At 54.8% G+C, this 26,454-nt stretch carries 25 protein-coding genes; 11 read left to right on the top strand and 14 right to left on the bottom strand.

Annotated elements, in window-relative coordinates; translation table 11 throughout:
• Positions 1–170: 170 nt before the first annotated feature.
• The 3 genes from lldD to ACRCWW_RS20885 all read right to left on the bottom strand — a co-directional run bounded on the left by lldD (position 171) and on the right by ACRCWW_RS20885 (position 2,673).
• Positions 171–1,358, bottom strand: coding sequence for an FMN-dependent L-lactate dehydrogenase LldD (gene lldD / locus ACRCWW_RS20895; RefSeq protein ID WP_438684114.1), 1,188 nt, complete (start codon positions 1,356–1,358; stop codon positions 171–173).
• Positions 1,359–1,371: 13 nt separating this feature from the next.
• On the bottom strand, positions 1,372–2,130 hold the full coding sequence (gene lldR / locus ACRCWW_RS20890) for a transcriptional regulator LldR (protein WP_438684113.1): 759 nt from the start codon (positions 2,128–2,130) through the stop codon (positions 1,372–1,374).
• 180 nt (positions 2,131–2,310) lie between these two features.
• Positions 2,311–2,673, bottom strand: coding sequence for a YibL family ribosome-associated protein (locus ACRCWW_RS20885; RefSeq protein WP_438684112.1), 363 nt, complete (start codon positions 2,671–2,673; stop codon positions 2,311–2,313).
• 273 nt (positions 2,674–2,946) lie between these two features.
• Here ACRCWW_RS20885 and ACRCWW_RS20880 point away from each other — a divergent pair, with 273 nt between their 5' ends.
• Complete coding sequence (locus ACRCWW_RS20880) at positions 2,947–3,168, top strand: hypothetical protein (RefSeq protein WP_438684111.1); 222 nt, start codon at positions 2,947–2,949, stop codon at positions 3,166–3,168.
• A 5-nt stretch (positions 3,169–3,173) separates the two neighbouring features.
• Here the strand turns inward: ACRCWW_RS20880 and mtlR are convergent, their stop codons facing one another.
• The 3 genes from mtlR to ACRCWW_RS20865 form a co-directional block, all read right to left on the bottom strand.
• On the bottom strand, positions 3,174–3,764 hold the full coding sequence (gene mtlR / locus ACRCWW_RS20875) for a mannitol operon repressor MtlR (protein ID WP_438684119.1): 591 nt from the start codon (positions 3,762–3,764) through the stop codon (positions 3,174–3,176).
• Positions 3,764–4,927, bottom strand: a complete 1,164-nt coding sequence (gene mtlD, locus ACRCWW_RS20870; RefSeq protein WP_438684110.1) for a mannitol-1-phosphate 5-dehydrogenase — start codon at positions 4,925–4,927, stop codon at positions 3,764–3,766. Before mtlD ends, mtlR begins: the two co-directional genes overlap by 1 nt.
• An 88-nt stretch (positions 4,928–5,015) precedes the next feature.
• Positions 5,016–6,938: a PTS mannitol transporter subunit IICBA gene (locus ACRCWW_RS20865; protein WP_438684109.1), complete on the bottom strand. Its 1,923-nt coding sequence runs from the start codon at positions 6,936–6,938 to the stop codon at positions 5,016–5,018.
• Between the two features lie 531 nt (positions 6,939–7,469).
• On the opposite strand from ACRCWW_RS20865, the gene ACRCWW_RS20860 reads away from it, so the two are divergent.
• The 5 genes from ACRCWW_RS20860 to selB all read left to right on the top strand — a co-directional run bounded on the left by ACRCWW_RS20860 (position 7,470) and on the right by selB (position 12,976).
• Positions 7,470–7,838 (top strand): DUF3302 domain-containing protein, encoded by a 369-nt coding sequence (locus ACRCWW_RS20860; RefSeq protein WP_438684108.1) that lies wholly within the window; start codon positions 7,470–7,472, stop codon positions 7,836–7,838.
• Positions 7,839–7,840: 2 nt separating this feature from the next.
• Positions 7,841–8,977, top strand: coding sequence for an HlyD family secretion protein (locus ACRCWW_RS20855; protein ID WP_438684107.1), 1,137 nt, complete (start codon positions 7,841–7,843; stop codon positions 8,975–8,977).
• Positions 8,978–9,038: 61 nt separating this feature from the next.
• Positions 9,039–9,647 (top strand): glutathione S-transferase, encoded by a 609-nt coding sequence (locus tag ACRCWW_RS20850; RefSeq protein WP_438684106.1) that lies wholly within the window; start codon positions 9,039–9,041, stop codon positions 9,645–9,647.
• A gap of 93 nt (positions 9,648–9,740) precedes the next feature.
• Complete coding sequence (gene selA / locus ACRCWW_RS20845; RefSeq protein WP_438684105.1) at positions 9,741–11,129, top strand: L-seryl-tRNA(Sec) selenium transferase; 1,389 nt, start codon at positions 9,741–9,743, stop codon at positions 11,127–11,129.
• Positions 11,126–12,976 (top strand): selenocysteine-specific translation elongation factor, encoded by a 1,851-nt coding sequence (gene selB / locus ACRCWW_RS20840; protein ID WP_438684104.1) that lies wholly within the window; start codon positions 11,126–11,128, stop codon positions 12,974–12,976. The genes selA and selB overlap by 4 nt, the downstream gene beginning before the upstream one ends.
• A gap of 39 nt (positions 12,977–13,015) precedes the next feature.
• Here selB and msrB read toward each other — a convergent pair whose 3' ends face one another.
• The 4 genes from msrB to ACRCWW_RS20820 form a co-directional block, all read right to left on the bottom strand.
• A complete protein-coding gene (msrB, locus tag ACRCWW_RS20835) occupies positions 13,016–13,471 on the bottom strand; it encodes a peptide-methionine (R)-S-oxide reductase MsrB (RefSeq protein ID WP_438684103.1) in 456 nt (151 codons plus the stop codon).
• A 205-nt stretch (positions 13,472–13,676) separates the two neighbouring features.
• On the bottom strand, positions 13,677–15,215 hold the full coding sequence (locus ACRCWW_RS20830) for a DHA2 family efflux MFS transporter permease subunit (RefSeq protein WP_438684102.1): 1,539 nt from the start codon (positions 15,213–15,215) through the stop codon (positions 13,677–13,679).
• Between the two features lie 10 nt (positions 15,216–15,225).
• Positions 15,226–16,404, bottom strand: a complete 1,179-nt coding sequence (locus ACRCWW_RS20825) for an efflux RND transporter periplasmic adaptor subunit (protein WP_438684101.1) — start codon at positions 16,402–16,404, stop codon at positions 15,226–15,228.
• A gap of 15 nt (positions 16,405–16,419) precedes the next feature.
• Positions 16,420–16,875 carry a MarR family transcriptional regulator gene (locus ACRCWW_RS20820; RefSeq protein WP_438684100.1) on the bottom strand — a complete coding sequence of 152 codons (456 nt, stop codon included), beginning with the start codon at positions 16,873–16,875 and terminating at the stop codon, positions 16,420–16,422.
• Positions 16,876–17,133: 258 nt separating this feature from the next.
• On the opposite strand from ACRCWW_RS20820, the gene ACRCWW_RS20815 reads away from it, so the two are divergent.
• Positions 17,134–17,319, top strand: coding sequence for a type II toxin-antitoxin system HicA family toxin (locus ACRCWW_RS20815; RefSeq protein WP_438684099.1), 186 nt, complete (start codon positions 17,134–17,136; stop codon positions 17,317–17,319).
• A gap of 17 nt (positions 17,320–17,336) precedes the next feature.
• Entirely contained in the window at positions 17,337–17,744 is a 408-nt protein-coding gene (locus tag ACRCWW_RS20810; protein ID WP_438684098.1) for a type II toxin-antitoxin system HicB family antitoxin, read from the top strand.
• Here ACRCWW_RS20810 and ACRCWW_RS20805 read toward each other — a convergent pair whose 3' ends face one another.
• Together ACRCWW_RS20805 and ACRCWW_RS20800 are read right to left on the bottom strand one after the other, a co-directional pair.
• Positions 17,745–19,700 (bottom strand): glycoside hydrolase family 127 protein, encoded by a 1,956-nt coding sequence (locus tag ACRCWW_RS20805; protein ID WP_438684097.1) that lies wholly within the window; start codon positions 19,698–19,700, stop codon positions 17,745–17,747.
• Between the two features lie 10 nt (positions 19,701–19,710).
• Positions 19,711–21,111 carry an MFS transporter gene (locus ACRCWW_RS20800; protein ID WP_438684096.1) on the bottom strand — a complete coding sequence of 467 codons (1,401 nt, stop codon included), beginning with the start codon at positions 21,109–21,111 and terminating at the stop codon, positions 19,711–19,713.
• A gap of 249 nt (positions 21,112–21,360) precedes the next feature.
• Between ACRCWW_RS20800 and ACRCWW_RS20795 the strand changes: the two genes are divergently transcribed.
• Positions 21,361–22,182 (top strand): helix-turn-helix domain-containing protein, encoded by an 822-nt coding sequence (locus tag ACRCWW_RS20795; RefSeq protein ID WP_438684095.1) that lies wholly within the window; start codon positions 21,361–21,363, stop codon positions 22,180–22,182.
• A gap of 3 nt (positions 22,183–22,185) precedes the next feature.
• Here ACRCWW_RS20795 and ACRCWW_RS20790 read toward each other — a convergent pair whose 3' ends face one another.
• Together ACRCWW_RS20790 and ACRCWW_RS20785 are read right to left on the bottom strand one after the other, a co-directional pair.
• Positions 22,186–22,653: a hypothetical protein gene (locus ACRCWW_RS20790; protein ID WP_438684094.1), complete on the bottom strand. Its 468-nt coding sequence runs from the start codon at positions 22,651–22,653 to the stop codon at positions 22,186–22,188.
• Positions 22,640–23,416, bottom strand: a complete 777-nt coding sequence (locus ACRCWW_RS20785) for a winged helix-turn-helix domain-containing protein (RefSeq protein ID WP_438684093.1) — start codon at positions 23,414–23,416, stop codon at positions 22,640–22,642. The genes ACRCWW_RS20790 and ACRCWW_RS20785 overlap by 14 nt, the downstream gene beginning before the upstream one ends.
• 496 nt (positions 23,417–23,912) lie before the next feature.
• Between ACRCWW_RS20785 and ACRCWW_RS20780 the strand changes: the two genes are divergently transcribed.
• Together ACRCWW_RS20780 and ACRCWW_RS20775 are read left to right on the top strand one after the other, a co-directional pair.
• On the top strand, positions 23,913–24,314 hold the full coding sequence (locus ACRCWW_RS20780) for a winged helix-turn-helix domain-containing protein (RefSeq protein ID WP_438684092.1): 402 nt from the start codon (positions 23,913–23,915) through the stop codon (positions 24,312–24,314).
• A 192-nt stretch (positions 24,315–24,506) separates the two neighbouring features.
• Complete coding sequence (locus tag ACRCWW_RS20775) at positions 24,507–26,435, top strand: methyl-accepting chemotaxis protein (RefSeq protein WP_438684091.1); 1,929 nt, start codon at positions 24,507–24,509, stop codon at positions 26,433–26,435.
• Positions 26,436–26,454: the final 19 nt, after the last annotated feature.

The raw sequence follows: 26,454 nt of genomic DNA, 5'->3' as shown, positions 1-26,454 counted from the left end.
TGAAGTGTGGTGGTACAGCACGAAAGTGGGGGTTATCGACCTGAAGAAAAGGTCGATAACCATGGGTAAAGGATGTTAAATAGTGTTCACCATGTCCCCGAACACCTGTCTACCATGTCTCCGGACCGTACATGGGGAGGGGTTAGGGTGAGGGGAAATCAGTGCACGGACTACGCCGCATCTCCACGAACAACAGGCGCCAGCGCTGAAGCCAGGTGCTTCGCTTCCTGCACCAGAGAATCACGGGAAATCTCGCTGATAGATTTCGCCCCAGTCAGGGTCATCGCCACCTTCATCTCTTTTTCGATCAGGTTCAGCAAGTTAGTGACGCCCGCGCCGCCGTGTGTCGCCAGGGCGTACAGATAAGCGCGGCCCAGCAATACGCTGTCAGCACCCAGCGCAAGCATACGCACCACGTCCAGCCCATTGCGAATACCGCTGTCGGCCAGAATCGCGATGTCGCCTTTTACAGCATCAGCAATGGCTGGCAGCGCTCGCGCTGAAGAAAGCACGCCATCCAACTGGCGACCGCCGTGGTTCGACACCACGATACCGTCAGCGCCAAAGCGAACGGCATCGCGGGCATCTTCTGGATCGAGAATGCCTTTGATCACCATCGGGCCATCCCAGAATTCACGGATCCACTCCAGGTCTTTCCACGAAATGGACGGATCGAAGTTGTTCGCCAGCCAGCCGATGTAATCTTCCAGCCCGGTCGGTTTGCCCAGATAGGTCGAGATATTGCCTAAATCGTGCGGACGGCCATTTACGCCCACATCCCATGCCCATTGAGGATGCGTGACGGCCTGCCAGTAACGACGCATTGCCGCATTCGGGCCACTCATGCCAGAGTGCGCATCACGATAGCGCGCACCTGGCGTTGGCATATCCACGGTAAACACCAGCGTCGAACAGCCTGCTGCTTTGGCTCGTTCCAGTGCATTGCGCATAAAGCCACGGTCGCGCAGAACATAAAGCTGGAACCACATCGGGCGCTTAATGGTTGGCGCGACTTCTTCAATCGGGCACACGGAAACCGTTGAGAGCGTAAACGGAATGCCTTTCGCATCGGCAGCTCCCGCCGCCTGCACTTCACCACGGCGGGCATACATACCACACAGGCCGACCGGAGCCAGCGCCACCGGCATCGACAGCGTTTCGTTGAACAATTTCGTTTCCAGGCTGAGGTCGGCCATGTTTTTCAACACTCGCTGGCGCAGCGCCACCTGCGATAAATCCTCTACGTTGCGACGCAGGGTATGCTCCGAGTAGGCCCCGCCGTCGATGTAATGAAACAGGAACGGCGGCAGAATACGCTGTGCGGCGGCGCGATAGTCGCTGGCGGCGGAAATGATCATGGCTTGTTCTCCCTTAGGGTTTGTCAGGATCGCCGGGCAGGCGGGTGATGCGCGCCTGTCTGGCCCGGTCTTCATCAAACTGTTTAATGGTGGTGTGAACGAATCCCAGATGCGCCATCATCGCCAGGCGGGCCCCTTCCGCATCGCCTGCCAGAATCGCGTTCATTACCGTCTGGTGTTGTTCAGTCAGTCGGGAAAACACTGGAGGCACGAGGTACATCCGCTGACGGCTTTTAATCACCGAGGATTGCAGCAGCTCGAAGAAACCTCGCATGGTCTGAAGCAGGACAACATTGTGAGAGGCTTCGGCGATAGCCAGGTGAAAACGGACGTCACCCTGCGAGGCGAGATCAGGATCTTCACTTTGCGACGCCTCAAAACAGAGCCTGAGTTTCTCTTTATCGGCGTCGGTGGCTCGCAGCGCAGCGTGCCACGCGGTACTGGCTTCAATTGCATGGCGAGCTTCGAGGATATCGAAGGTGTAGTCCGGGTCATCGGCCAACAGGCTTTTCAGCGGTTGCACGATGTTGTGCTCAGACCAGGGTTCGTGCTGCCAACGCACAAACGTTCCGCCGCCGCGACGGCTTAACAGCAAACCTTCGCTCACCAGTCTTGCCAGTGCTTCTCGCAACGAATTGCGAGACACGCCAAGCTGCACAGCCAATTGGCGCTCGGCGGGCAGCCGCATACCGGGTTCCAGTTGCCGTTCTTCAATCAGCTTACGCACACGGGTTGCCACCTCGTCTGCCAGACAGCGCGGAGCAATGCTCATGTAAAAGTGGTCCTGCCAATGTTGGGGCGTTCTAAGAAGAATGGTTAACGATATGTTGTCTTCAGGCAATGCATATGTTGCGTGGGAAGATGGAACTGTGAGGCGTTGTACAGAACGGAGTTAAATTGGTTGGGCCAATCAAGGGAGAGGTCGGGGAGAGGGGCGCTCTCCCGCGTAGACTTAAAACTCAGTCTTCGAAAAGCCGGTCATCTCTTTCAGGCCCATTTCACGGCCCAGCGCGGTCATCGGGTGAATAACCACCAGGCCACGGACGCTTTTCTTCAGCTTGCCCATATCGGCCTGCTCTTTTTTGGTAATAGCGCGGCGGAACGGCATGTCAGCCAGTTTCTGTGCTTCTTTGCTCAGCTTCTGGCCATACACTTCGCGCAGGCGCGCGATTTCTGTTTCCAGCGTCGCTTTCTCTTTTTCCAGCTCGGCATACTTCTCTGCTTCATCCACCAGAGAAAGGGTTGGCTGCAGGTGACGGATAGCGTCCAGGCGGTCGCTCAGGCGTTTGATTTCGTTCTTTTCTACTTCTTTCATGGTCTGTGACTTAGTGATGTAAAAGACGTTTGATACCCCATAGTATGCGCGTTGAGCGTTGTTCCTGATAGTTAATTATCGACATTGATCCTGCGCAGATGAACGTTGATAGGATTTCATTAAGTCTAATAACATGAAAAATAAGGATAATTTTTGAAGTGTCTGTCCGATCGCATTTTTGCGCTTTAAGTGAACAAAAAGGCACTTTTTCCCCAGCGAAACCGAAGCGACCAGACCAGGCTTAAGAGAGACAACCGAAAAGGAGGGAAGATGATGGCTAAGATGGGTGAGAACGTGCCGAAGATCATCGATAAAGCGGTGGATTTCATGGCCTCCAGCCAGGCGTTTATGGAGTACCTGAAGAAGTCTCCGCCGCTGAATCACATTCCTGAGCACATTCCCGAGGAGAAAGGCCCGCTCTTTCGTGAGCGACTGGAATACTATCGGGATTTATATAAACCGGCGTGTGAACGGGAAAGCGAAAACCAGGACTGAGCGGATTACTTCTGGAAGGCTTTTTTCAGGCTGATTCGGGAAATCAGCTCAGTGAGTGACAGCACCATGGTTGAGCGTACAACCTGCTGATAGCGCTGCTTTTGCATGGCAAAGAGCCCGGCATCGCTGGTCTCAAAAACCGGCTGTGGCGGCAGGGCGGCAACGCAGTGCAGTTCGCCAAAAGGACCGAGGATTTCATCGTCCGTGAAAGCGTATTCATTGCCGTCGTGGTTGAGTTCTTCTCGCAGCGCCATCAGCAGTTCCGCATCTTCATACTCTGCACGGCTGATAACACCAAGGCCGTAGATGAGTTTCAGGCGCACAGACAAATCGCCCAGCGGCCCTTCGCCGTCCAGCAACGGTTCCACTGCGTATTTCACCGCGTAATCGTCTTTGCGGAAGACCTGAAGCACCAGCATGTTGACCGCCTCGGTCAGTAACTCCACGGCGGTAATCAGGAAGCTTCGAACGGTTTTGCCAGCATTCAGACGCTCAAGCACACGGTTTTCAAAGGCCTGGGTTTCTTCCATTATTGCCTGCATATCTGACAATCTTTTGTTGAGGTGCTGCTCCACGAGCAGCACCGGGTCGTGCATCATTTGATCGCGTTATATGCGTTAACCGCCTCCGCGACCACGTCGCTGTTGGCATCCAGTCCGGAAACTTGCGCCAACGCGGCCTGTGGGCCTTTCTCTTCGATAAGCTGTGCCAGTTCCAGCGCCTGTGGGTCTTCTTCACTGCGGTAGTGCATCGCACCCGCGATCCCTTTCACCAGATTCGCATGCGGCAGGCCATATTCCAGCGTGCCGAGCAGCGGTTTAATCAGACGGTCGCCCGCGCTCAGTTTGCGCAGCGGCTGGCGGCCAACGCGCTCGACGTCATCTTTCAGATACGGGTTCTCAAAGCGACCGAGGATTTTCTGGATATAGGCAGCGTGTTTATCGGCATCGAAACCGTAGCGCTTAATCAACACCGCGCCGCTCTCTTCCATGGCACCTTTCACCACGGCACGAATTTTTTCATCGAGAATCGCGTCGCGGATGGTCTGGTGACCTGCCAGCTTACCGAGGTAGGCGGTTATAGCATGCCCGGTGTTCAGGGTGAAGAGCTTGCGTTCCACAAATGCCATCAGGTTATCAGTTAATTCCATTCCCGGAATGGTCGGCAGGGTGCCTTTAAACTGGGTCTTGTCGACGATCCACTCGCTGAAGGTTTCTACCGTCACTTCAAGCGGGTCGTTGGTGGCGGAGGCAGACGGCGGCACGATGCGGTCAACGGCAGAATCCACAAAGCCAACGTGCTCAGCAACCCAGGCTTTATCTTCTGCGGCCAGCGCCGCATCAACGTGGCCTTTCAGCTGAGTCGAACCACGCACCATGTTTTCACAGGCGATGATGTTCAGCGGCGTGTTGTTGCCAGCGGCTTTACGTTTTGCCAGGCCTTTCGCGATGGCCGGGGCAATGCGCTCAAGCACAACCGGGCCAACGGCGGTAGTCACCAGATCAACCTGAGCAATCAGCTCCACCACGTCATCGCCGATGCTGCTGACGGCATTCACGCCAGAAACGGTTTCAACCTGCTCATTCTCGCCAACCACGTGCACCTGATAGCTATGACGGGCATTCAGGGCATCCAGAACCACCTGATTCACATCGGCGAACGTCAGGGTGATACCCGCATCGGCCAACAGTTTGCCGATAAAGCCACGTCCGATATTACCTGCGCCAAAATGTAATGCTTTCATAGTCTTAACCTTCATCAATGTTTTTACCCGAGAGGGCTCGGGTGAGGGCGAATCCGCAGTCCCTCACCCGAACCCTCTCCCCGTAGGGAGAGAGTGGGAGAACTTAGGCTGCTTTGTTACCCGAAATCAGGGCCAGCACTTCGGCCACGCTGTGGGTGGTAGCCAGACGCTCGATAACAGATTCGTCATCCAGGGCGTTGGTGAGGCTGGTGATAACGTGAATGTGCTCGTTATTACGCGCCGCGATACCAATCACCAGGCGGGCAATGTCGTCTGGCTCATCACCAAATTTCACGCCGTCCGGGTACTGACAGAATACCACGCCGGTTTTCAGCACACGGTCTTTCGCTTCGATGGTGCCGTGCGGTACCGCGATGGACTCACCCAGATACGTTGGGGTCAGTTTTTCACGTTCCAGCATCGCTTCAACGTATTCCGGCTCAACGTAACCGCCTTTCACCAGTTGCTCACCGGCAAAACGGATGGCTTCTTCTTTGCTGAAGGCTTTGCAGCCGAGGAAGATGTTTTCCGCGCCGAGTTTGAACAGATGGCTGTCGTCCTGCTCGAAGCTGCCTTGCAGCGTTTCACGGACTTTCACTTCGTTCTCTTCGTGACGCTGTGCCGCAACCAGACGCTCAGTCAGGCTGGTGTACAGGCCGCTGTCGAGGAAGTTGGTCAGCGAAATGTGCTGGGCCTGAGGTACCTGGCGCATCGCACGTTCGGTCAGGTCACGGTGAGTGATGACCAGGTCTACATCTGGCGGCAGGTTGTTGATCGCGCTGTTGGTCACAGAGATGTTGGTCAGACCCGCATCAGCGACTTTCTTACGCAGCACGCCTGCACCCATGGCGCTGGAGCCCATACCGGCATCACAGGCAACGATGATTTTACGCACGTGGCTCAGGTCGTTAGTCACATCACCAGCGGTCAGCGGAGAAGCAGCGCCTTTGGATTCTGCTTTCATGTCCTGCATACGACGGGTTGCCGCTTCGATGTCGTCTTCTTCTTTCACTTTGCTGGTTTTCAGCAGGATCGCAGAGACCACGAAGGAGACCGCCATTGCCGCACAGATAGCCGCAATGTTAGCGAAGTACGCGCCTTTCGGCGTCATCGCCAGTACCGCCAGGATAGAACCTGGTGAAGCAGGTGAAACCAGGCCGCCATTCAGCACGCTCAGAGTGAACACGCCAGTCATACCGCCGAGGATAACGGCCAGGATCAGACGTGGGTTCATCAGCACGTACGGGAAGTAAATTTCGTGGATACCGCCGAGGAAGTGGATGATGGCCGCACCGCCCGCAGACTGTTTCGCACTACCACGACCGAAGAACATGTACGCCAGCAGAACACCCATACCTGGGCCTGGGTTAGCTTCAATCAGGAAGAAGATGGACTTGCCGAGGTCGTGAGATTGCTGAATACCCAGCGGCGAGAAGATACCGTGGTTGATGGCGTTATTGAGGAACAGGATTTTCGCCGGTTCAACAAAGATAGACGCCAGTGGCAGCATGTCGTGCGCAACCATGAAGTTAACGCCCGCCGCCAGCACTTTGGACAGCACTTCAACCGCAGGGCCAATGCCGAGGAACGCCAGAATCGCGAGGATCATCCCGATGATGCCCGCGGAGAAGTTGTTCACCAGCATTTCGAAACCGGATTTGATCTTACCATCAACCCAGACGTCGAATTTCTTAATCGCCCAGCCGCCCAAAGGACCGGCAATCATCGCGCCGAGGAACATCGGCATGTCTGCACCGACGATAACGCCCATGGTGGTGATAGCACCGACCACGCCACCACGGTCACCGCCAACCAGACGACCACCGGTATAACCGATGAGCAGCGGCAGCAGATAAGTGATCATCGGCCCGACCAGCTTCGCCAGCGTTTCGTTCGGCAACCACCCTGTCGGAATAAATAATGCGGTGATAATCCCCCACGCGATAAACGCGCCGATGTTTGGCATCACCATGTTGCTGAGGAAGCGACCAAAGCTTTGCACTTTGATCTTGATATCGGATGACATAAAAACACCCCTTCTTATGTTTGCTGTCGCGCAGGCCAAAGCCCGAGGTTTGTTGTTAAGTGGCGGCAGAGGTAGCCGGACCCTGTTGATGATGCGAAATCTGGCACTGAATCGTTCAACTGTCCAGTTAGCACCCTTTGGTGTGATCTTAATCACGCTAATATAGGGTGGTGAGCCGTAAATGAAGTGATCATCGTCACAAAATGTCTGTGTAAAAAAAGTACTAAGCGCAAAAAACAGCCCCGACAAGGCTGTTAATGTGATGTTAATCACATTTTGTGATGATGGGTTTGTTATTGATATGTGATGTTGATCACAAGATATTTTTCTTCAGACAAAGCCTGATGTGATCCAGGCCTGAATTTGCCCTGAGCCGTGACCCGGGCTGTAACTCAATGACATGGTGAATAAGAAATAAACTCTACATTCATAGCGAGAATAGCAAAGCCTTATTATGCTTGAGTGACAGTGGGAGAGGCGGTTCCCACCAGGGCACCTTTCCTTTCCTTCAGAGCGTAATAAGAGGCAGCTATGTTTCTTAACTATTTTGCGCTGGGCGTTTTAATTTTCGTCTTCCTGGTCCTGTTTTACGGCATCATCGCCATTCACGATATTCCTTACAATATGGCCAAAAAGCGCAACCATCCTCATGCCGACGCGATCCACACGGCAGGGTGGATAAGCCTGTTCACGCTCCACGCTATCTGGCCGTTCCTGTGGATATGGGCCACGCTGTACCAGCCTGAGCGCGGCTGGGGAATGCAAAACCACATTTCGCCGTCCGGTTCCCCGCCTGACGTCAATCCCGACATTGATGCACTGTCCAGACGTATTGCAGAGCTGGAAAGGAAGCTGGCGGACGTGCAAACGCCCGTTCAGAAGAACACGCCGGAGCAATAACCATGGATCTGTTAATCGTATTAACTTATGTGGCCTTTGCTTGGGCGATATTTAAGATCTTCCGCATTCCGGTCAATCAATGGACGCTGGCGACCGCGACCCTGGGTGGCGTATTTATTGTCGCCGGTCTGATATTACTGATGAACTATAACCACCCGTATACCTTTACGGCGCAGAAAGCCGTGATCTCAATTCCCATCACCCCGCAGGTGACAGGAATTGTTAGCGAGGTAACGGATAAAAATAATCAGCTGATTAAAAAAGGCGATGTGTTATTTAAGCTGGATCCCACGCGCTATCAGGCTCGCGTAGACCGATTACAGGCGGACCTGGTGACCGCGACGCATAATATTGACGTGCTTAAGGCGCAGCTTTCTGAGGCGCAAGCCAATACAACACGCGTGTCCGCTGAGCGTGACCGCCTGTATAAAGATTATCAACGCTATTTGCAGGGAAGTAAGGCAAGAGTGAATCCGTTCTCAGAAAGTGATATCGACAACGCCAGACAAAATTATCTGGCGCAGGATGCGATGGTGAAAGCGTCCGTTGCCGAGCAGACCCAGATTCAGAGCCAACTGGACAGCAAGGCGAACGGCGAGCAGTCGCAAATTGCCTCTCTGCGGGCGCAGCTGACGGAGGCAAAATATAACCTTGATCAGACCATCGTTCGGGCACCCAGTAATGGCTATATCACCCAGGTGCTGATTCGCCCGGGCACCTACGCCGCAGCGCTGCCGCTGCGCCCGGTGATGGTCTTTATTCCAGAACAGAAGCGCCAGATTGTGGCCCAGTTCCGGCAAAATTCCCTGCTGCGTCTGAAGCCGGGTGATGAAGCCGAAGTGGTGTTTAATGCCCTGCCCGGTCAGGTGTTCGGCGGCAAGCTGACCAGTATTCTGCCCGTGGTGCCAGGCGGCTCTTATCAGGCACAAGGGGCGCTGCAATCCTTAACGGTCGCACCGGGGATGGATGGGGTGATCGCCACGATTGAACTGAGCCCGAATGCTGATGTGGACGCTTTGCCGGACGGGATATACGCCCAGGTAGCGGTCTATTCCGACCACTTCTCCCATGTTTCCGTGATGCGAAAAGTGCTGCTGCGCATGACCAGCTGGATGCACTATCTGTATCTCGATCATTAACCTGAATTTTTACGTCGCCTGCGCCATACTGATATTTTTGCTGACTATCAGGGAGCAGGCGATGAAACTGATCGGGAGCTACACCAGCCCGTTTGTGCGTAAAATTTCGGTGATTCTGCTGGAAAAGGGGATCACCTTCGAGTTTATCAACGAGATGCCCTATAACGCCGTCAACGGCGTGGCGCAGTTTAATCCGCTCGGCAAAGTGCCCGCGCTGGTCACCGACGAGGGCGAGTGCTGGTATGATTCGCCGATTATCGCCCAGTATATTGAGCAACTGAATATTGCTCCGGCGATGGTGCCTCGCGATGCCAAAGCCGCCCTGCATATGCGTCAGCTTGAAGCGCTGGCCGATGGCATCATGGATGCGGGTCTGGTGTCGGTACGCGAACAGGCACGCCCGGCGGCCCAGCAGTCGCCGGAAGAGCTGGTGCGTCAGCGTGAGAAAATTAGCCGGGGGCTGGATGCGCTGGAAAGCTATGTGGCGGACGGCACGCTTAAAGCGGACGAGCTGAACCTGGCAACCATCGCCACAGCCTGCGCCGTGGGTTATCTCAATTTCCGCCACGTCTCTCCGGGCTGGTGCGCGACGCGCCCTCATCTGGTCAAACTGGTCGAGACACTGTTCCAGCGCGACAGTTTTGCCCGCACAGAACCGCCAAAAGCGTAACGCGATCAATAACTCTCTGAGCAAAATAACAGTACAATTCCTGCACGTTGATTCCCCTCTCCCGTCGGGAGGGGGCAAACCACAGGCTTATTCATGACCACCGAAACCCCTTCGCTGTTCAGTCACCTTCCCGCTACGGACCGCCTGTTGCGCGATCCGGCGTTTCTCCCACTTATCGAGCATTTCGGTCACAGCCAGCTTGTCGCGGTATTGCGTCAGTTGCAGGACGAGGCGCGGGCCAGCATTCGCGAAAGTAATGTGTTGCCAGAGTGGTGCCAGAACTGGCACCAGGCAGCACAGGCGCGACTTACCGGGGATACGCAAAGCAAGCTGCGCCCGGTGATAAACCTCACCGGCACGGTGCTGCACACCAATCTGGGCCGGGCGTTGCAGTCGGAAGCGGCGGTTGCGGCGGTCAGTGAAGTCATGCGTTCGCCCGTCACGCTGGAATACTCGCTGGATGGCGCCGGACGTGGGCATCGCGACAGCGCGCTGGCTGAACTGCTGTGCCGTCTGACGGGGGCGGAAGACGCCTGTATCGTCAACAACAACGCCGCAGCGGTATTGTTAATGCTGGCAGCCACGGCGAACGGTAAAGAAGTGGTGGTTTCACGCGGCGAACTGGTGGAGATCGGCGGCGCATTCCGTATTCCTGATGTCATGCGCCAGGCGGGCTGCACGCTGCATGAAGTGGGCACGACTAACCGCACTCACGCCTGTGATTACGTCAACGCGATTAATGAAAACACCGGGCTGCTGATGAAGGTCCACACCAGCAACTACAGCATTGAAGGGTTTACCAAAGCGGTTGATGAAGCCGAACTGGCCTCCATCGGGCAGGAGAAAGGCATTCCGGTGGTCGCGGATTTAGGCAGCGGTTCGCTGGTGGATTTGAGCCAGTATGGCCTGCCGAAAGAGCCGATGCCGCAGGAGCTGATTGCCAGCGGCGTGAGCCTCGTGAGTTTCTCAGGCGACAAGCTGCTCGGTGGCCCGCAGGCGGGCATTATTGTCGGCAAACGTGAGCTGATTGCGACACTGCAACAGCATCCGCTCAAGCGTGCGTTGCGCGCCGATAAAATGACGCTGGCAGCACTGGAAGCCACGCTACGCCTGTATCTGCATCCTGAAAAACTCCAGCAAGCGCTGCCAACCTTACGCCTGTTAACGCGGCAACAGGATGAGATTCGTAAGCAGGGCGAGCGCTTACTTGCACCGTTGCAAGCCCAATATCCTGATTTCACCGTGCGCCTTGAGCCGTGTCTGTCTCAGATAGGCAGTGGCTCGCTGCCCGTCGATCGCCTGCCTTCTCAGGCGTTAACGCTGACGCCGAATGACGGGCGAGGCAGCACGCTTGAAGCGCTGGCAGAAAGCTGGCGACAGCGTGAATTACCAGTGTTAGGGCGTATCTATGACGGACGTTTATGGCTGGATTTGCGCTGCCTTGATGACGAGGCGCGCTTTCTGGAGAGTGTGCTGAAATGATTATTGCCACCGCCGGGCACGTTGACCACGGCAAAACCACCTTATTGCAGGCTATCACGGGCGTAAATGCCTCCCGCTTGCCGGAAGAGAAAGCGCGTGGCATGACCATCGATTTGGGGTACGCCTACTGGCCGCAGCCTGATGGCCGCGTGCCGGGGTTTATCGATGTGCCAGGCCATGAAAAATTCCTCGCCAATATGCTGGCGGGCGTCGGCGGCATCGATCATGCCCTGCTGGTGGTGGCGTGCGATGACGGCGTCATGGCGCAAACCCGCGAACATCTGGCGATTTTGCAACTGACCGGCAAGCCGACTATCACCGTCGCTCTGACCAAAACCGATCGCGTTGATAGCGATCGTATTACCGACGTTCGTCAGCAAGTCACCGATGTTTTACAAGAATACGGCTTCAACGATGCCACGTTGTTCGAAACTGCCGCCACGGAAATGCGCGGTATCGGGGCCTTACGTGAACACCTGCTGAATCTGGCAGAACGCCAGCATGCAGAACACCAACGTTTCCGCCTGGCGATTGACCGGGCATTCACCGTGAAAGGCGCAGGCCTTGTCGTGACCGGCACTGCGCTGACGGGCGAAGTGAAGGTTGGCGATACGCTCTGGCTGACAGGCGTCAACAAACCCATGCGCGTACGTGGGCTGCACGCGCAAAACCAGCCGACAGAACAGGCACACGCCGGGCAGCGTATTGCGCTGAACATTGCCGGTGATGCGCAAAAAGAAGAAGTCACCCGTGGCGACTGGCTGCTGGCGCAGCAGCCAGCAGAACCCTCAGAGCGCGTCATTGTTGAGCTGTATTGTCACACGCCGCTCACACAGTGGCAGCCGCTGCATCTTCATCATGCCGCAAGCCATATCACCGGGCGCGTCTCGCTGCTGGAAAATAATCTGGCGGAACTGGTATTAGATACGCCGCTGTGGCTGGCGGATGACGACAGGCTGGTGCTGCGAGATATCTCTGCCAGAACCACCCTCGCAGGTGCGCGCGTGGTAACGCTGAACCCGCCTCGTCGCGGTAAACGTAAGCCGGAATATTTGCAGTGGCTGGCGCAACTCGCTCAGGTGAGCACGGACGCAGAAGCATTCAATGTCCACCTGCAACGTGATGCCCTGCGCCTGAGTGAATTTGGCTGGGCGCGTCAGCTTAATGACGAAGGATTAACGCCGTTGCTTCAACTGCCAGACCTGCTGCGGGCAGGTGACAGCGTGTTGAGCGGCGCACTGGGCCAGCGCTGGCAGCAAAAGCTGCTAAATGCGTTGTCCGTTTATCATGAGCAGCATCGCGATGAGCCGGGGCCTGGGCGGGAACGTCTGCGTCGTATCGCTTTGCCAATGGAAGACGAAGCGCTGGTGCTGATGCTGATTGAGCAAATGCGCTCGTCGGGGCTGATCAATAGCCACCACGGCTGGCTGCATCTGCCGGATCACAAAGCCGGTTTTACTGACGAACAGGCCGTGCTGTGGCAAAAAGTGGAACCGCTGTTTGGCGATGAACCCTGGTGGGTGCGGGATTTGGCAAAAGAAACGGGCAGCGACGAACAGGTCATGCGCGTGACGTTACGGCAGGCCGCGCAGCAGGGGATGATTACGGCGATCGTCAAAGATCGTTATTACCGCAACGATCGGATTGTGCAGTTTGCCGGATTGATCCGCCAGCTGGATCTGGCGAGAGGATCGGCCTGTGCGGCCGATTTCCGTGACAGCCTGAACGTGGGCCGCAAGCTGACAATTCAAATCCTTGAATACTTCGACAGGATTGGCTTCACTCGCCGTCGCGGGAACGACCACCTCTTGCGCGACGCATTGCTGTTCCCGGCGGCAGAAAAATAATCGGCCAAAGGCGGCAGGTGAGATGCCTGCCGCTTCGCGTTATTTGTTCGCGTTGGCGTCAAAAAGGGAGAGATAGTCTCCATAGCCTTCCGCGGCTAAATTCGCTTTCGGGATGAAGCGCAGCGACGCGGAATTAATGCAGTAGCGCAGGCCACCTTTGTCCTGCGGCCCGTCCGGGAACACGTGTCCGAGATGGCTGTCGCCGTGCTGAGAGCGAACTTCGGTGCGCACCATGCCGTGGCTTAAATCACTGACGTTGCGAACATTATCTTCCACCGGGCGGCTGAATGCAGGCCAGCCACAGCCGGAATCAAACTTATCCAGCGACGAGAAAAGCGGCTCGCCGGACACAATATCGACGTACAGTCCCTCCTCAAAATGCTCATCATATTTGCCGGTAAACGGGCGCTCGGTGGCACTTTTCTGGGTGACGTTAAATTCCAGTTCGGACAGGGCCTGAACGGCTTTCGGGTCTTTTTGATACGTGCGGCTCATGGGTATCTCCTGGTTGGGATCGCGTCAGTGAAAACGGGACAAGGCTGACGTGGAGTGACAATCAGATAATCACGGTGAATGGAACGACGTCAAATTCCTCACAGAAAAGTTAACAAATGCCGGATGGCGCTACGCTTATCCGGCCTACAAAATCATCCTTAGGCCCGGTAAGGCGTCGCCGCCACCGGGCAATCAAGCCACCGGGCTAATGCCCTGCCGCAGGTGCGCCCGGTGCGCCTGAGCGGACAAACGGTGGACGGGTAAACCAGATAATCAGGATAAGCCCCATAAAGCCCCAGCCGAGCACCCAGAAGTAATCAATCGTCGACATCATGTACGCCTGCTGCGTGATGCTTTGCTCAATCATCGCAAAGTGCTGCTGCGTTGGGCCACCCATCTTCTGCACGTAATCCACCGCCGCCGGGTTATATTGCGACACGCTTTCCGTCAGATTTGCGTGGTGGAAAATCTCCCGGCGCTGCCAAATCCAGGTGGTGAGGGACGACGCAAAAGAGCCGCCAAGCACGCGGAAAAACGTCGCCAGGCCGGAGCCTTCCGCCACTTCGTTGCCATGCAGGTTCGACAGCACGATGGTCGTCAGCGGCATAAAGAAGAATGCCACGCCAATCCCCATAAACATCTGCACGCCCGCGATGGTGCGGAAATCCACATCGGTATTGAACTGCGCACGCATCAGACAGGATGCGCCCATCACCAGAAACGAAACGGAGCACAGTAGCCGCAGGTCGACCCTTGTCGCATAGCGGCCGATGATTGGCGTCAGCAGCAGCGGCAAGAAGCCCATCGGCGCGGCCGCAAGCCCTGCCCAGATGGCGGTGTAGCCCATCTGTGTTTGCAGCCACTGCGGCAAAATGATGTTGATGGCGAAGAACGCGGCGTAACCGAGCATCAGCGCCAGCGTACCAATCGCGAAGTTACGCTCCTTGAACAGGCGCAAATTTACGATCGGGTGACGCTCGCCCAGCTCCCAAATCACAAAGCTAATCAGGCTAATCGCGGACACCACCGACATCACGATGATGGGCGTCGATGAGAACCAGTCTTCATCATTGCCTTTATCCAGTACCACCTGCAACAGCCCTACGCCCAGGACCAGCAGCATGATGCCGATGTAGTCGATAGGCGAAGACTGGGTGGTTTCTTCTCTTCCCCGCAGCTGCGTCCAGACCACGATCGAGGCGAAAATCCCGATGGGCACGTTGATATAGAAAATCCACGGCCAGGAGTAGTTATCGGTTATCCAGCCGCCGGTAATCGGGCCGACAATCGGCGCGACCACGGTGACCATCGACAGCAGCGCAAGCGCCATACTTCGCTTCATCGGCGGGAAGATGACCAGCAACAGCGTCTGACACATCGGGAACATCGGCCCGGCGAAAAAGCCCTGCAGCGCGCGGAAGATGATCAGCTCCGTCATGCTGTGGGCAAAACCACACAGGAACGACGTGAGCGTGAAAAATACCACCGAGGCGATAAACAGCCGCAACTGCCCAAAACGGCGGGTAAACCAGCCGGTCAGCGGCAATGCGATGGCGTTACACACCGCGAACGAGGTGATCACCCACGTGCCCTGATCCGAACTCACCCCGAGATTACCGGAAATGGTGGGCAGCGCGACGTTGGCGATGGTGGAATCCAGCACCTGCATAAACGTGGCCAGCGACAGCGCAAGCGTCGCGAGGAACAAGCTTGGGGGCGTATAGGCCGCCTTCGGCTCAGACATAGCTTCTCTCTTAACGCTGGGCTACGGCGCTGCTGTTGTCATGAAGGATTTTCGCCACCAGTTTGTCGGCCGCTTCCATTGGCGTTTCATACACATCGGTGGTGAATCGCGGCTGATCGACGGTTTTTTGCGGCAGAAGATGGCCATCAACATTGCGGATATCCACCTTCGCGTTCATCGACAGGCCAATACGCAACGGATGCTTCTGCATATCGTGAGGGTCGAGCGTAATGCGAACCGGCAGGCGCTGAACAATCTTGATCCAGTTGCCGCTGGCGTTCTGCGCAGGCAGCAGGGAAAACGCGCTGCCGGTGCCGATCCCTAAGCTTTCAATCGTGCCCTGATACTGCACATCGTCGCCGTACAGGTCGGCATTCAGCGTCACTTTCTGCCCCAGACGCATATCCTGCATCTGGCTCTCTTTGAAGTTGGCATCAACCCAAACCTGATCCAGAGGCACGATAGCGAGCAGCGTGGTGCCTGAAGTAACGCGCATGCCGAGCTGCACGGCACGCTTCGCCACATAACCGCTGACAGGCGCAACAATGGTGCTACGAGCGTTGTCCAGATAGCGCTGGCGTAGGGTCGCTACGGCAGTTTTGATTTCAGGGTGGCTGTCGATAACCGTGTCATCCACCATCGCCTGATTGGTTTTCAACGCCTGCTGTGCGGCAACCAAATCGCTTTGGGCACTGGTGACAGCATCGCGATAGTGCGCCAGATCTTCCGCCGCGATTGCGCCGGTTGAGAAGATTTTGGCACGGCGAGCGTAGTCACTTTGCGCGGTTTGCAGGGCGACTCTTTTCGCATCAACCTGCGCACGGTAGTTATCCGCGGTGCTGTACAGGCCGCGAACCTGGCGCACGGTATTGGCGAGACTGGCCTCAGCCTGCTGAAGCGCAATTTCAGTATCGCTTGGGTCGAGCAGAACCAGCGGCTGGCCTTTCTGCACATAATCGCCTTCATCCACAGTAACCTGAGTGACCGTGCCGGCAATCTGCGGCGTCAGCGTGACCTGGTTGCCATTCACATAAGCATCATCGGTCGTTTCGTAATAGCGGGCGTAGAGCAGATACCAGGCCAGACACCCGGCTGCCGCCAGAATCAGGATCAGGAACAGGATCGCAAAATTGCGTTTACGTTTGCTCGGGCGTTTTTCAGGCGCCGGAGTGGTGTTTTCCATAGACATAGCGTGTGGCCTTAATTAGCGATGAGGGGCCGTAAATTCATCCGGCAGCATTTTGATAAGCAGTTCTTGTAACTGACGGGATTCATCAGGCGTCAAACGGGCGGTTAATTCAGCCAGAATGGTGGTCAGGGCTTCATTCTGAAACGTATTGCACAGCGTCTGCCCTTTGTCCGTCAGGGCCAGGATCACCTGCCGTTTGTCCTGCGGGTTGGGGTGACGTTCAATCAACTCACTTTTCACCATCCGTTCCACCATCCGGCTCATCGCCCCGGTATCCATCTGCAAACTCTTGCAGATTTCAGCCGGGCTGGTGTTGCCTTTGAAGATATTAATCAACACTTTAAATTGCGGCGCGGTGATGCCGCTGCCGGAAAAATAGTGGCCGATAAGCTGGTCTTTAAACTGGTTTGCCAGATGAAAAAGCAAACCCAGATGCAGGTTTTTGTTTTGGGAAGGTGTTGAGGAATTCATGATAGCTGCCTGGTCAGTAATTAACTTTATGATTACTGCCTGGTCATCAATTGTCAAATTCTGTCAGCGTAAAGCACACAGATTGACAAATCAGAGGCGGGTCGCAAAAGGGCGTGCAAGGTTGCAGGCCGTAGACGTTTCTTGCGTGTGGGTTTCAGGAAGGGGAATGTGCCGCTATGCACCGCTAGCCAGATTCGGATAGTGTCATGATTACTGATTTTGTGTGTATGATGTGTATAATCATCTAAGGCAGGGAGCATGACCAGTGCGGATGTCATCGTGGTGCTGAAAAAGCATGGCTGGTTCCAGAAGCGCGTGAAAGGAAGTCATCATCAATTCTGCCATCCTGAGCGTGTTGGGTTGGTGACGGTCCCCCACCCCAGGAAAGATATCAAACCTGGTACATTGGCGCAGATTTGGCGTCAAGCCGGGATTAAACCCTAATCCTCTGAGGAGCGATCATGTTCTATCCGGCTTATATCCATTCTGATACTGACGGCAGCGCCAGCGGTTTTTTCCCGGACGTGCCCGGATGCTACTTCGCCGGGGATTCGCTGGACGAGGCATTTCAGGATGCGAGAAGCGCGTTAACCGCGCATTTCGAAACGCTGTGTGAAATGAATCAAGACATTCCCAATCCTGGGAAAGTGGAAGGCCATCTTGAAACCCATGCTGAGGACTTTGCTGGCGGGCAATGGCTGTTGGTTGATATCAACATGAATCAATTTGACGGACGCGCAGAGCGAATCAATATCACTCTGCCACGCCGTCTGTTAGTCAAAATTGATACCTTTGTGGGCGAGCATCCGCGCTTCAGTAACCGAAGCGCGTTTTTAGCCGAAGCAGCACGGCGTGTGCTGCTGGGCTAATCATCCCTCATTCACCCAAATACGCATTTCCCCTTCGCCGCGGTTGGCCCAACTGAACCACGGGATAAAGGTCAGGGTTTGTGATGTTGCTGAGGATGGCGAGCGGTCGTAATGCCATAACGATTGCTGCTCGGGTTTTTCTGCGCTTTGGCGAATGCCTTCGGCCTGAATCAACACTTTGTGAGCAAACAGGCCTTTGCCTTCGAAGGCGTTGAAGGTGGCGTTTTCTGGCAGCCAGAGGTTGTGCAGCTCTTCGCCATTATCAGCCTGCTCAAGGCAATAAACCAGCGGCCCGCGCTGAACGGCCACTTTTCCGGCGACATGGCGCACCAACGGGTTGCCATAAACGCGCCGTACTGGCATGGGCAGTGTGAGCGTCAGGGTATCGCCTTCGTGCCATTCGCGGTTGAGATGCAGATACCCTTTGCGGATATCTTTCTTCACCTCAACGCCGTTAAGGGTAACGTGCGGCGCGTCGCACCAGTCGGGCAGACGCAGCGCCAGCGTGTGCTGCACTGGTTTTGGTGAGTCGATGGCAATCGTGACTTTCTCCTGCCATGGGAAATTGCCGCTGATGCGCAGCCGCAGCGTGTCGTCACCCACCGCGACTTCCGCACTGTTGCCGACGTACAGGTTAATGTAGAGCGCATCTTCGCGTGGGGTGTAGATGTAATGGCCGAGGGAAGTCAGCACGCGTGCGATATTCGGTGGGCAACAGGCGCAGCCAAACCAGCGCTGGCGAACGGGTTTCACGTGATCGTAGATGTGGTTGAACGCCAGTGTTTTCGGATGAACTTCCAGCGGGTTCACGTAGAAGAAGTGTTTGCCGTCCAGCGCCATGCCGCCCAGCACCGTGTTGTACAACGCGCGTTCCATTACGTCGGCATACTGGCTATCCGCTTCCATCTCCAGCATTCGGCGGGCGAACATCATCAGGCCAATCGAGGCGCAGCTTTCGGCATAGACGCTGTCGTTTGGCAGGTCGTAATCGCTGCTGAACGCTTCGCCGCTGCTCTGTGAGCCAATGCCACCGGTGATATAGAGCTGGCGCTGGGCCATGTTATTCCACAACCGCAGGCAGTCCTGGCGCTTGCTTTCATCCTTGCTAAGCCGCGCCAGATGCGCCACACCGGTCATCAGATAGACAAAGCGCACCGCATGGCCAATCGCGGTTTGTTGCTCGGCAATCGGTTGATGCGCCTGGCTGTAGGGTTTGTCTTTCACCATCCACGCCGGGCCGTAAGTATTCCAGTACGAGGTTTTTCCACGCTTTTCGTACTCGATGTCATAAAAATGGGGCTGCGCGCCGCGTTGTTCGACGAAGTATTTCACCAGCGTCTGGTAGCGGGGTTCTTGTGTGACTTCGTAGAGGCGCATTAACGCCAGCTCGATTTCAGGATGCCCGGGATAGCCGTGCAACTGGCTTTCACCAGGGCCGAAAACGCAGTCGATGTGATCGGCGAGTTTGCACACGACCTCCAGCAGACGGCGCTTGCCGGTAGCCTGGAAGAACGCAACGCCCGCCTCTATCATGTGTCCGGCGCAATAGAGCTCGTGGCATTCGGCCAGATTGGTCCAGCGTTCTTGTGGGGCTTTTACCGTGAAATAAGTGTTGAGATAGCCGTCGTCGCACTGCGCGGCGGCAACCAGTTCAATCACTTCATCGGCGGTTTTTCCCAGCTCAGCGTCTGGCTTCTGGCAAAGCGACCACGCCACGGCCTCCAGCCATTTCGCGACATCGCTGTCCTGAAAGACCATGCCATAGAACTCGCCCTGTTGAAGCCCGGCGGCGATACGGAAGTTTTCAATGGCGTGGCTGGGGTCTGCTTCTGCGATGCGATCGTTAAGCGCATCCCACTGATAAGGGATCACGACATCGCGAACCAGTTGCTGATACTGACCCAGAAACGGATCGCTGATTTTGAGCTTATGCAGATCGACTTCCATCACAGACATAGTGTTCTCCTTAAGACTGAACATGGCGCGCGCGAAGATCGGTACTGATGCGCGACATCATTGGATTATTGAGCTTGCAGGCGCGGATGGTGAAGGCCAGCAGCAGGTGGAAGAGGGCTGGCAGGAGCGTCTCCATCGCCGTCATGCCTTGCAGTGAAGCGGCGGTTTGATTGCCTGCACCCGGTTGATAGGCGACGAAAATAAACACCAGGCTGATTATCCCGGCGCTGGAGGCCCATGCGAGCTTGATACAGAACAGGTTGAAGGCGAAGTTCATGCCAGAGGAGCGCACGCCGGTTTTCCATTCGCCGTAGTCATCGGCAAAGGCCATCAGGCCAAAGTGCAGCGGCAGGGTGAAGCCAAGAATCACACCGTTGCCGAGGATCACCGCCAGCCACAGCGTCTGCCATGCCGGGCCCGTCGGCAGGAACCACATCACGACAGCCAGCGCGGCCAGCACGATATTGGTGTAGTAATAGAGTTTGACGGTATCAATGCGTTTCGACAGCGGGCTGACCAGCACGGAGCCAAGGATCGAGGCGAAAGTCACCATGGTGAAAAACAACGAGGTATACGCGGTGCTGCCTTTCAGCACGTAAGTGATGAAATACATGTACCCGCCGCCGCGAATGTTGAAGACGTTAATCAGCAGGAACGACATCAGCAGCATCAGCAGAAGCTGGTCATTTTTGCGCAGTCCGGCAAGGTGTTCGCGTAGGGTGAACTTGCCCATCGCGTCCAGCGGCACACGCTCGCGCACCCAGAAGAAGCAGCACAGGAACATCACCACCGCCACGCCGCACAGAATGCCGACACCCATTTGATAGCCGTGTGCGGCATCGCCTTTGCCAAGCGTTGAAACCAGCCACGGCAGCCCGACGGAAACCAAAAAGCCCGCCACGCCGCATAACACAAAGCGCCAGGACTGGCAGCCGAGCACTTCTGAATGGCGAGTGGTCATGGTGTTGATCAGCGCACAGTAGGGTACGTTGATGGCGGTGTAGCTAACGGAAAGCAGCAAGTAGGTCGCGAACGCCCAGACGATTTTCATGTTCATGCTGACGTCGGGCACAGTGAAGGTCAGGAAGCCGATAACGCCAATCGGCACGGCAACCCACAGTTGCCAGGGGCGAAAGCGTCCCCAACGGCTTTGGGTTCGGTCGGCAATCACGCCCATAACTGGGTCGGAAATCGCATCAAACACGCGCAGGACGATAAACATCGTGCCGACCAGCGCGGGCGTCAGGCCAAAGACATCGGTATAGAAAAAGGTCAAAAAATTCATGATAAGGCAGGTGATCACCGTGCCACCGGCATCGCCTAACCCGTAACCAATTTTTTCCCGTAGCGACAGCGTTTCACTGGCGGCCTGACGGGCAATATCGGTTTGCGTAATCGGGGTAGAAGTCATCGAAAACTCCTTACGTAGGTCAGAGAGCGTGACCCGCATCGCGGCGGGCTTCTTGTTGGGTTTGCAAGCTACCTGATTCATTCTGCCCGGAATCGCCGGGGCAACAAGGGAAGAGGAAAGTATAAAAAGATAACGATTCCGACCTGGTTGCTAAAATGTGATCGTGATCCAGCGATAATGCATTTTTTGATGAATAATCAATATGAAAGAGCGTTTATGACGAACCATAAAGTGGAAAAGTGAATATCCATGCTCGAATTATCCATAGCGTTTCCGATTCAGGTGCAGAACGGCGGGTTGTTTATTTCCCGTGGGGTGGGGAGCCATCCTGCAAGGACGCTGGCGTCCTGGGAGCTGATTTTTGTCGAACGGGGTCAGTTGCAAATCCGCGAAGAGGGCGAGCTGTTAACCGTCGCGGCAGGGGAAAGCCTGTTGCTGAAACCCGGGCGTCGTCATGTCGGCGAGGGAGAATTTCCCGCAGATCTGAAATTTTACTGGCTCCATTTTGAGTGGCTGGGATCGCGAATCGAGCCTGCGTTACGGCAGACGCTGCTGACCCTGCCCCAACAAGCACGGGTGAGTGACGCGCAGTACGTCATTTCGCTCTTTCGTCAGTTTCTCAGCGAACAGGAGAATATTCACCGCACCATCGCGCTGGAGTGCATCTTGTTGCTGATTTTGCAGCAGATCAGTGCTTCAGGTTTGCAGGAGAGCGCCAGCGACAGCCCGGGTGTTGCGCTGGCATACAAGGCGCAGCAGATTATCCGCACGCAATATCACCTGCCGCTTTCCACCTCACTTCTGGCTCGGGAACTTCACTGTAATGCTGACTATCTGGGCCGCGTGTACCGCCGGGTCTTTCATCTTACGCTGACGGAAGCGCTGCATCGACAGCGGGTGCTGGCGGCGGAGAAAATGCTCATCAGCGATGCCCGTTCGCTGAAGGACGTCGCCGAACAGTGCGGATTCAGCGATCCCGGCTACTTTCGGCAAATTTTCCGCAAGCATACCGGGTTAACCCCTGCGGCGTGGAAGCGGCGTTACTGCAAAGAGCATATTAATTCAGGTTAATTTTTACCGGGTAATCGCACAATATAACGCTGGCGTATTTTCAAACAGGAATATATAGCCGCCCGGGTTTTTCCTGACTATCTGCAGGCGAATGCCCCGCTCTCGGGTACTGAAAAAATCAGGAATATGCCTGAATAATTCCGGCGCGACTTTCGGCAGCTGATTGGATTCCTCCGATATCAGCACCAGTGCATTGTTTTCTCGCCAAAAGGAAAAAATAATCTTATTGCTGGTTGGGATAGTATCGCCCTTTTTGGGCGTATATTTTCCACGGCTTTCAATAAGTCCTGTATTTCCATCAAAGCGAAAGTGAAGGATTACTTCTTCCTGGCCTTCGCTGCCAATCATTGAAAGCTGGCTATCGCAGGAAAAATGTGTTTGCTTCCACTGGGTTATTCCTGCCCATGCCGCGCATATTATCCCTGTGAGAAGAGGGAGCAGGAGAATAATTCCACGTTTAGCGATCTTCATGGTTTTCATCCTGAAACATAATGGACTGGCACTGTGTGCCGCTTTTTTCAATCGGTGCATTGCAGAGAATTAGCGTAGTGCCAGATTGCAGGCGATTCACGTTCAGGTAAATCGAGGTCCTTTTGGCACAGCTGATGGGGTATTTCTGCCTTAATTCATCAAACATCGACTGGCTATATTCGGCGCCAGACCAGGAGGAATAAAGGGTGCAATTTTCGATGGTGCCTGCCGGGAACCATGACACTTTCCTGACGGGCTGCTGGCTGATATTCCAGTAGATCATCCCGGCGACCATCAGCAGGGAGACCAGGACGCTGAACGCCCACAACTTCAGGTGGGTAACGCCGGCTGGTGGTGGTACGGGAAATTCTGCGGTGGGTTCTGGGGAAGGATTTGCTGTGGGCAAGGGCAGAAAATCTGCCAGCTCGCCGGTGCGAACGGAAGCCGTACACTGAAACCCTTGTTTTGGCAGCGTCCGAATAATGTCTTCTTCCAGCCCGACCATCCTGAGGGCTTTGCGGATGGAGGCGATATTTTGGTAAAGCGTGTTGGTGGAGACGACGGCCCCTTTTCTCTCCCAGACCTGCTCAAAAAACATTTTCTGCGGCACGGGTTGCCCGTTATGGGTCATAAGCAGCAGCAAACTTTCGGCGGCGGGGGTGTGCAGAGTGACCCGGCCAGCAGGCCAGCTGTGACGTGGCGTGAGGCTTCCCTCTTGCGGGCTAAACAAAACTATCTCATTGATAAGGTAGATTTCTTTCATGTTTCTGCATGGCCACAAAAAGCCTGATTATCCTGTGATGCCTGATGTAAAAGGTCTGAATCAGAAGAGATCAGCGAACTTCACTCCTCATTTTTATCCTCTGTGCCCTATGCTGTGACAACGGAAAATCAGTAGCCCTGCGCAATGGCTGATTACCCAGAAGTATAGTGCATCTCGACAACAGAACGCTGCGGTGCAGAATATTATTCTGATAACTTTCGTCAATATGTCGTTTTATGTTGAGCTATTGACATAAATTAACTTCGTGGCAGGAGCCCTCAGGGAAACCCTATGGAATGGTTTTATATACTGCTTTATTCATTTTAGCTGGTGCTTTGTTTTGCATCCTGATCCTGATTGTAGTGCGTTATTCACTTTATGACGGAGATTGAAACTCTTGTGAGTTGATTTATATTAGACCGCACAAACAGTAATGAATTAGTTACGACGATGTGCTGGAGCCAGTGGTTGTTAACGTTTTTCCCAGGTTGCCAGAATGGACTATCAGTTACATGGCTTTATTATCGGCCGCGAAATCCACTTTGATATTCATAATCAAAGGCTTTATCGCTTGCCGTCCCGACATGCTGATCAAAGTATTGTCTTTGTAACCATCGGTTTGAATAAAACCATGCTCGAGCTTTTTCTCTATCTGATGAGAAATGCCCGGCAACGCCCGGTCAGTAAAGATGAGCTGATTCGTAAAGTATGGGAAGAAAATAATTTAAGTTGCTCTTCACAGCGTTTATGGCAGGTATTGAATAATTTAAGCAAGAAGCTTGAGTTATTAGGCTTGCCCGAAAACTTTGTTATCTATGTCAAAGGGGAAGGGTATCGAATCACCGACGCTCAGGTACGCCCGGTGTATGTTAAAGAAAGCGACGTGGCAAATAACTAACCAATAAATAGTGAGATTGCGTTGGGAGAGTGATGTCTTCCTGACTCATTTTTCCCTGGGTAGCGTATGCTCAGGGAATTTTTTTATTTGCATTTTGTGTTTGGGTTTTTAACGGTCAAAGGACTGGCAAATCGTAATCCCGTAGCCTGACTTCGGGGTGAAGGTTTCTATAATATTGAATCAGGTGATTCTATGAAAATTTCTTCCTTTTTCTTAAATTTGAAGATCGGGAATAAACTGGCCGTTGGGTTCATTGCCATCATCGCGATAATGATAGCTATCCTGATTACCAGCGTAGTGGGGTTGAAGAATATTCAGGATAAGGTCACTAAAGGTGCCATTAGCGTTCAGGTTATCAATAAACTGTTCGATGCCCGTTTAAATCGAACCTATTATCAATACACCGCGGATGAAAAATACTTGCAGAAGAACGGGGTGGCACTTCAGCAGATGGGCCAATTGCTGACAAATCTCAGGCAATACAGCTGGTCTCCGGAAGGGAGCGCTTTATTGCTGAAAACCGAAAATGCCGTGAACAGTTATGTCGCCGGACGTGGGCCGTTTAACCAGGCCATGAGGGCGAAAATTGAGGCTGCCAGTCAGCTGAATTCTGACGGCATTTGCGATGACTCCAGAGTCATTGCGACGTTAAGCCTGAACGAGACTTTGCCCGTCGAGCAGAAATATCAGGCCGCAGAACTGGCCTTTCTGTTGAACGATATCGACTCGGTCATGACGGATTTCAAAAATAACCCCACCGACAAACAGCTGAGCGCGACGAAAGCGCGGCTTCAGGATGGGATTGCCTACGCGCAGAACATTCAGGGCTGGCTGCCGGAAAAAGAGCTTCAGCTCAACAAAGAAATCCTCCAGTCATTGAACAACTTCATTGGCGCGCTGCAACCCTATCAGTCCGCCTGGCGGCAGCTCAATACCACCTCTGATGAGCTTTATAGCCGGGCAGCAAACCTGACTGATTCCATCAATGCTTTGCATACGCTTCAGGAAAATACGGTTGAGGATATCGTTCACCGCGTCCAGATGACGATGCAACTGGTCACCGTGCTGGGCATTCTTATCGGCGTAATGCTGGCCTGGCTGATCACTCGCGCGATCACTCGCCCATTACAGGAAACGCTCACGCTTGCCGAGTATATTGCCGAAGGCGACCTGACCCACTCCGTCGAAACTCAGCGGCGCGACGAGCTCGGGAAGCTGATGCAGGCGATGGCATTAATGAACAACAATCTGAAGCACATTATTCACGATGTTCGGGACGGTGTGGCGAACGTTAGCCACTCTTCAACGGAAATTGCCCGGGGCAATATCGACCTGTCTTCGCGTACCGAACAGCAGGCCGCCGCAGTGGTTGAAACCGCCGCCAGCATGGAAGAGCTCACCTCGACCGTGGCCCTGAATGCGGAAAATGCGACTCAGGCACACAGGCTTTCGGAGCAGGCAGCGGACAAAGCCAATCAGGGCTGTGAAATTTCCCGCTCGGTGGTGGAAACGATGCGCTCTGTGCAGAGCAGCGCCCACCGAATTTCTGAAATCACCACGGTGATTAACGGCATTGCATTCCAGACCAATATTCTGGCGCTTAACGCCGCGGTGGAGGCGGCGAGAGCGGGCGAACAAGGCAAAGGGTTTGCCGTTGTGGCGGGTGAAGTCCGTAATCTGGCCCAGCGTAGCGCCCAGTCGGCAAAAGAGATTGAGACGTTGATTCAGGAGTCGGTGAGCATTGTTGATACCGGTTTCCGTCTGGTTGAGCAGGCGGGCAGCGCCATGGCGGACATTGAAACGTCCGTAGGACAGGTGCGCGATATCATGAATGAGATTGCGTCGGCGACCGATGAGCAAAGCCGTGGGATCAGCCAGATTTCCCAGGCGATGGCGGAAATGGACACCACCACTCAGCAAAACGCCGCGCTGGTGGTGGAATCCTCCTCGGCGGCGAGCAGCCTTGAAGAGCAGGCGCTGAAGCTGGAAGAAGCGGTGTCCGTTTTCAGTATCTCCAGCGATCCGCTGACTCAGGTACGACGCCGCCCCAGCGCGCAGAGCGAGAAAGCGATAAAGCCCCTTAAAGCGGGCGCCAATGCGGACAACTGGACCACGTTCTAAGCTCACTGCCTCTCCTTTG

The organism is Scandinavium sp. (assembly GCF_051650185.1).
Taxonomy (GTDB): domain Bacteria; phylum Pseudomonadota; class Gammaproteobacteria; order Enterobacterales; family Enterobacteriaceae; genus Scandinavium.
Note: the sequence above shows the minus strand (reverse complement) of the source record. Positions and strands in the feature narration are given on the sequence as shown.

What these genes read in the sequence shown, in the direction of transcription:
- ACRCWW_RS20805 (WP_438684097.1), bottom strand. Translation starts at nt 19,700, where the DNA reads ATGTCTGTGATGGAAGTCGATCTGCATAAGCTCAAAATCAGCGATCCG.
- ACRCWW_RS20885 (WP_438684112.1), bottom strand. Translation starts at nt 2,673, where the DNA reads ATGAAAGAAGTAGAAAAGAACGAAATCAAACGCCTGAGCGACCGCCTG.
- ACRCWW_RS20860 (WP_438684108.1), top strand. Translation starts at nt 7,470, where the DNA reads ATGTTTCTTAACTATTTTGCGCTGGGCGTTTTAATTTTCGTCTTCCTG.
- selB (WP_438684104.1), top strand. Translation starts at nt 11,126, where the DNA reads ATGATTATTGCCACCGCCGGGCACGTTGACCACGGCAAAACCACCTTA.
- ACRCWW_RS20850 (WP_438684106.1), top strand. Translation starts at nt 9,039, where the DNA reads ATGAAACTGATCGGGAGCTACACCAGCCCGTTTGTGCGTAAAATTTCG.
- ACRCWW_RS20790 (WP_438684094.1), bottom strand. Translation starts at nt 22,653, where the DNA reads ATGAAGATCGCTAAACGTGGAATTATTCTCCTGCTCCCTCTTCTCACA.
- lldD (WP_438684114.1), bottom strand. Translation starts at nt 1,358, where the DNA reads ATGATCATTTCCGCCGCCAGCGACTATCGCGCCGCCGCACAGCGTATT.
- ACRCWW_RS20780 (WP_438684092.1), top strand. Translation starts at nt 23,913, where the DNA reads ATGGACTATCAGTTACATGGCTTTATTATCGGCCGCGAAATCCACTTT.
- ACRCWW_RS20830 (WP_438684102.1), bottom strand. Translation starts at nt 15,215, where the DNA reads ATGTCTGAGCCGAAGGCGGCCTATACGCCCCCAAGCTTGTTCCTCGCG.
- ACRCWW_RS20810 (WP_438684098.1), top strand. Translation starts at nt 17,337, where the DNA reads ATGTTCTATCCGGCTTATATCCATTCTGATACTGACGGCAGCGCCAGC.
- ACRCWW_RS20825 (WP_438684101.1), bottom strand. Translation starts at nt 16,404, where the DNA reads ATGTCTATGGAAAACACCACTCCGGCGCCTGAAAAACGCCCGAGCAAA.
- mtlR (WP_438684119.1), bottom strand. Translation starts at nt 3,764, where the DNA reads ATGCACGACCCGGTGCTGCTCGTGGAGCAGCACCTCAACAAAAGATTG.
- msrB (WP_438684103.1), bottom strand. Translation starts at nt 13,471, where the DNA reads ATGAGCCGCACGTATCAAAAAGACCCGAAAGCCGTTCAGGCCCTGTCC.
- ACRCWW_RS20820 (WP_438684100.1), bottom strand. Translation starts at nt 16,875, where the DNA reads ATGAATTCCTCAACACCTTCCCAAAACAAAAACCTGCATCTGGGTTTG.
- ACRCWW_RS20785 (WP_438684093.1), bottom strand. Translation starts at nt 23,416, where the DNA reads ATGAAAGAAATCTACCTTATCAATGAGATAGTTTTGTTTAGCCCGCAA.
- lldR (WP_438684113.1), bottom strand. Translation starts at nt 2,130, where the DNA reads ATGAGCATTGCTCCGCGCTGTCTGGCAGACGAGGTGGCAACCCGTGTG.
- ACRCWW_RS20800 (WP_438684096.1), bottom strand. Translation starts at nt 21,111, where the DNA reads ATGACTTCTACCCCGATTACGCAAACCGATATTGCCCGTCAGGCCGCC.
- ACRCWW_RS20865 (WP_438684109.1), bottom strand. Translation starts at nt 6,938, where the DNA reads ATGTCATCCGATATCAAGATCAAAGTGCAAAGCTTTGGTCGCTTCCTC.
- ACRCWW_RS20880 (WP_438684111.1), top strand. Translation starts at nt 2,947, where the DNA reads ATGGCTAAGATGGGTGAGAACGTGCCGAAGATCATCGATAAAGCGGTG.
- mtlD (WP_438684110.1), bottom strand. Translation starts at nt 4,927, where the DNA reads ATGAAGGTTAAGACTATGAAAGCATTACATTTTGGCGCAGGTAATATC.
- ACRCWW_RS20795 (WP_438684095.1), top strand. Translation starts at nt 21,361, where the DNA reads ATGCTCGAATTATCCATAGCGTTTCCGATTCAGGTGCAGAACGGCGGG.
- ACRCWW_RS20815 (WP_438684099.1), top strand. Translation starts at nt 17,134, where the DNA reads ATGACCAGTGCGGATGTCATCGTGGTGCTGAAAAAGCATGGCTGGTTC.
- selA (WP_438684105.1), top strand. Translation starts at nt 9,741, where the DNA reads ATGACCACCGAAACCCCTTCGCTGTTCAGTCACCTTCCCGCTACGGAC.
- ACRCWW_RS20775 (WP_438684091.1), top strand. Translation starts at nt 24,507, where the DNA reads ATGAAAATTTCTTCCTTTTTCTTAAATTTGAAGATCGGGAATAAACTG.
- ACRCWW_RS20855 (WP_438684107.1), top strand. Translation starts at nt 7,841, where the DNA reads ATGGATCTGTTAATCGTATTAACTTATGTGGCCTTTGCTTGGGCGATA.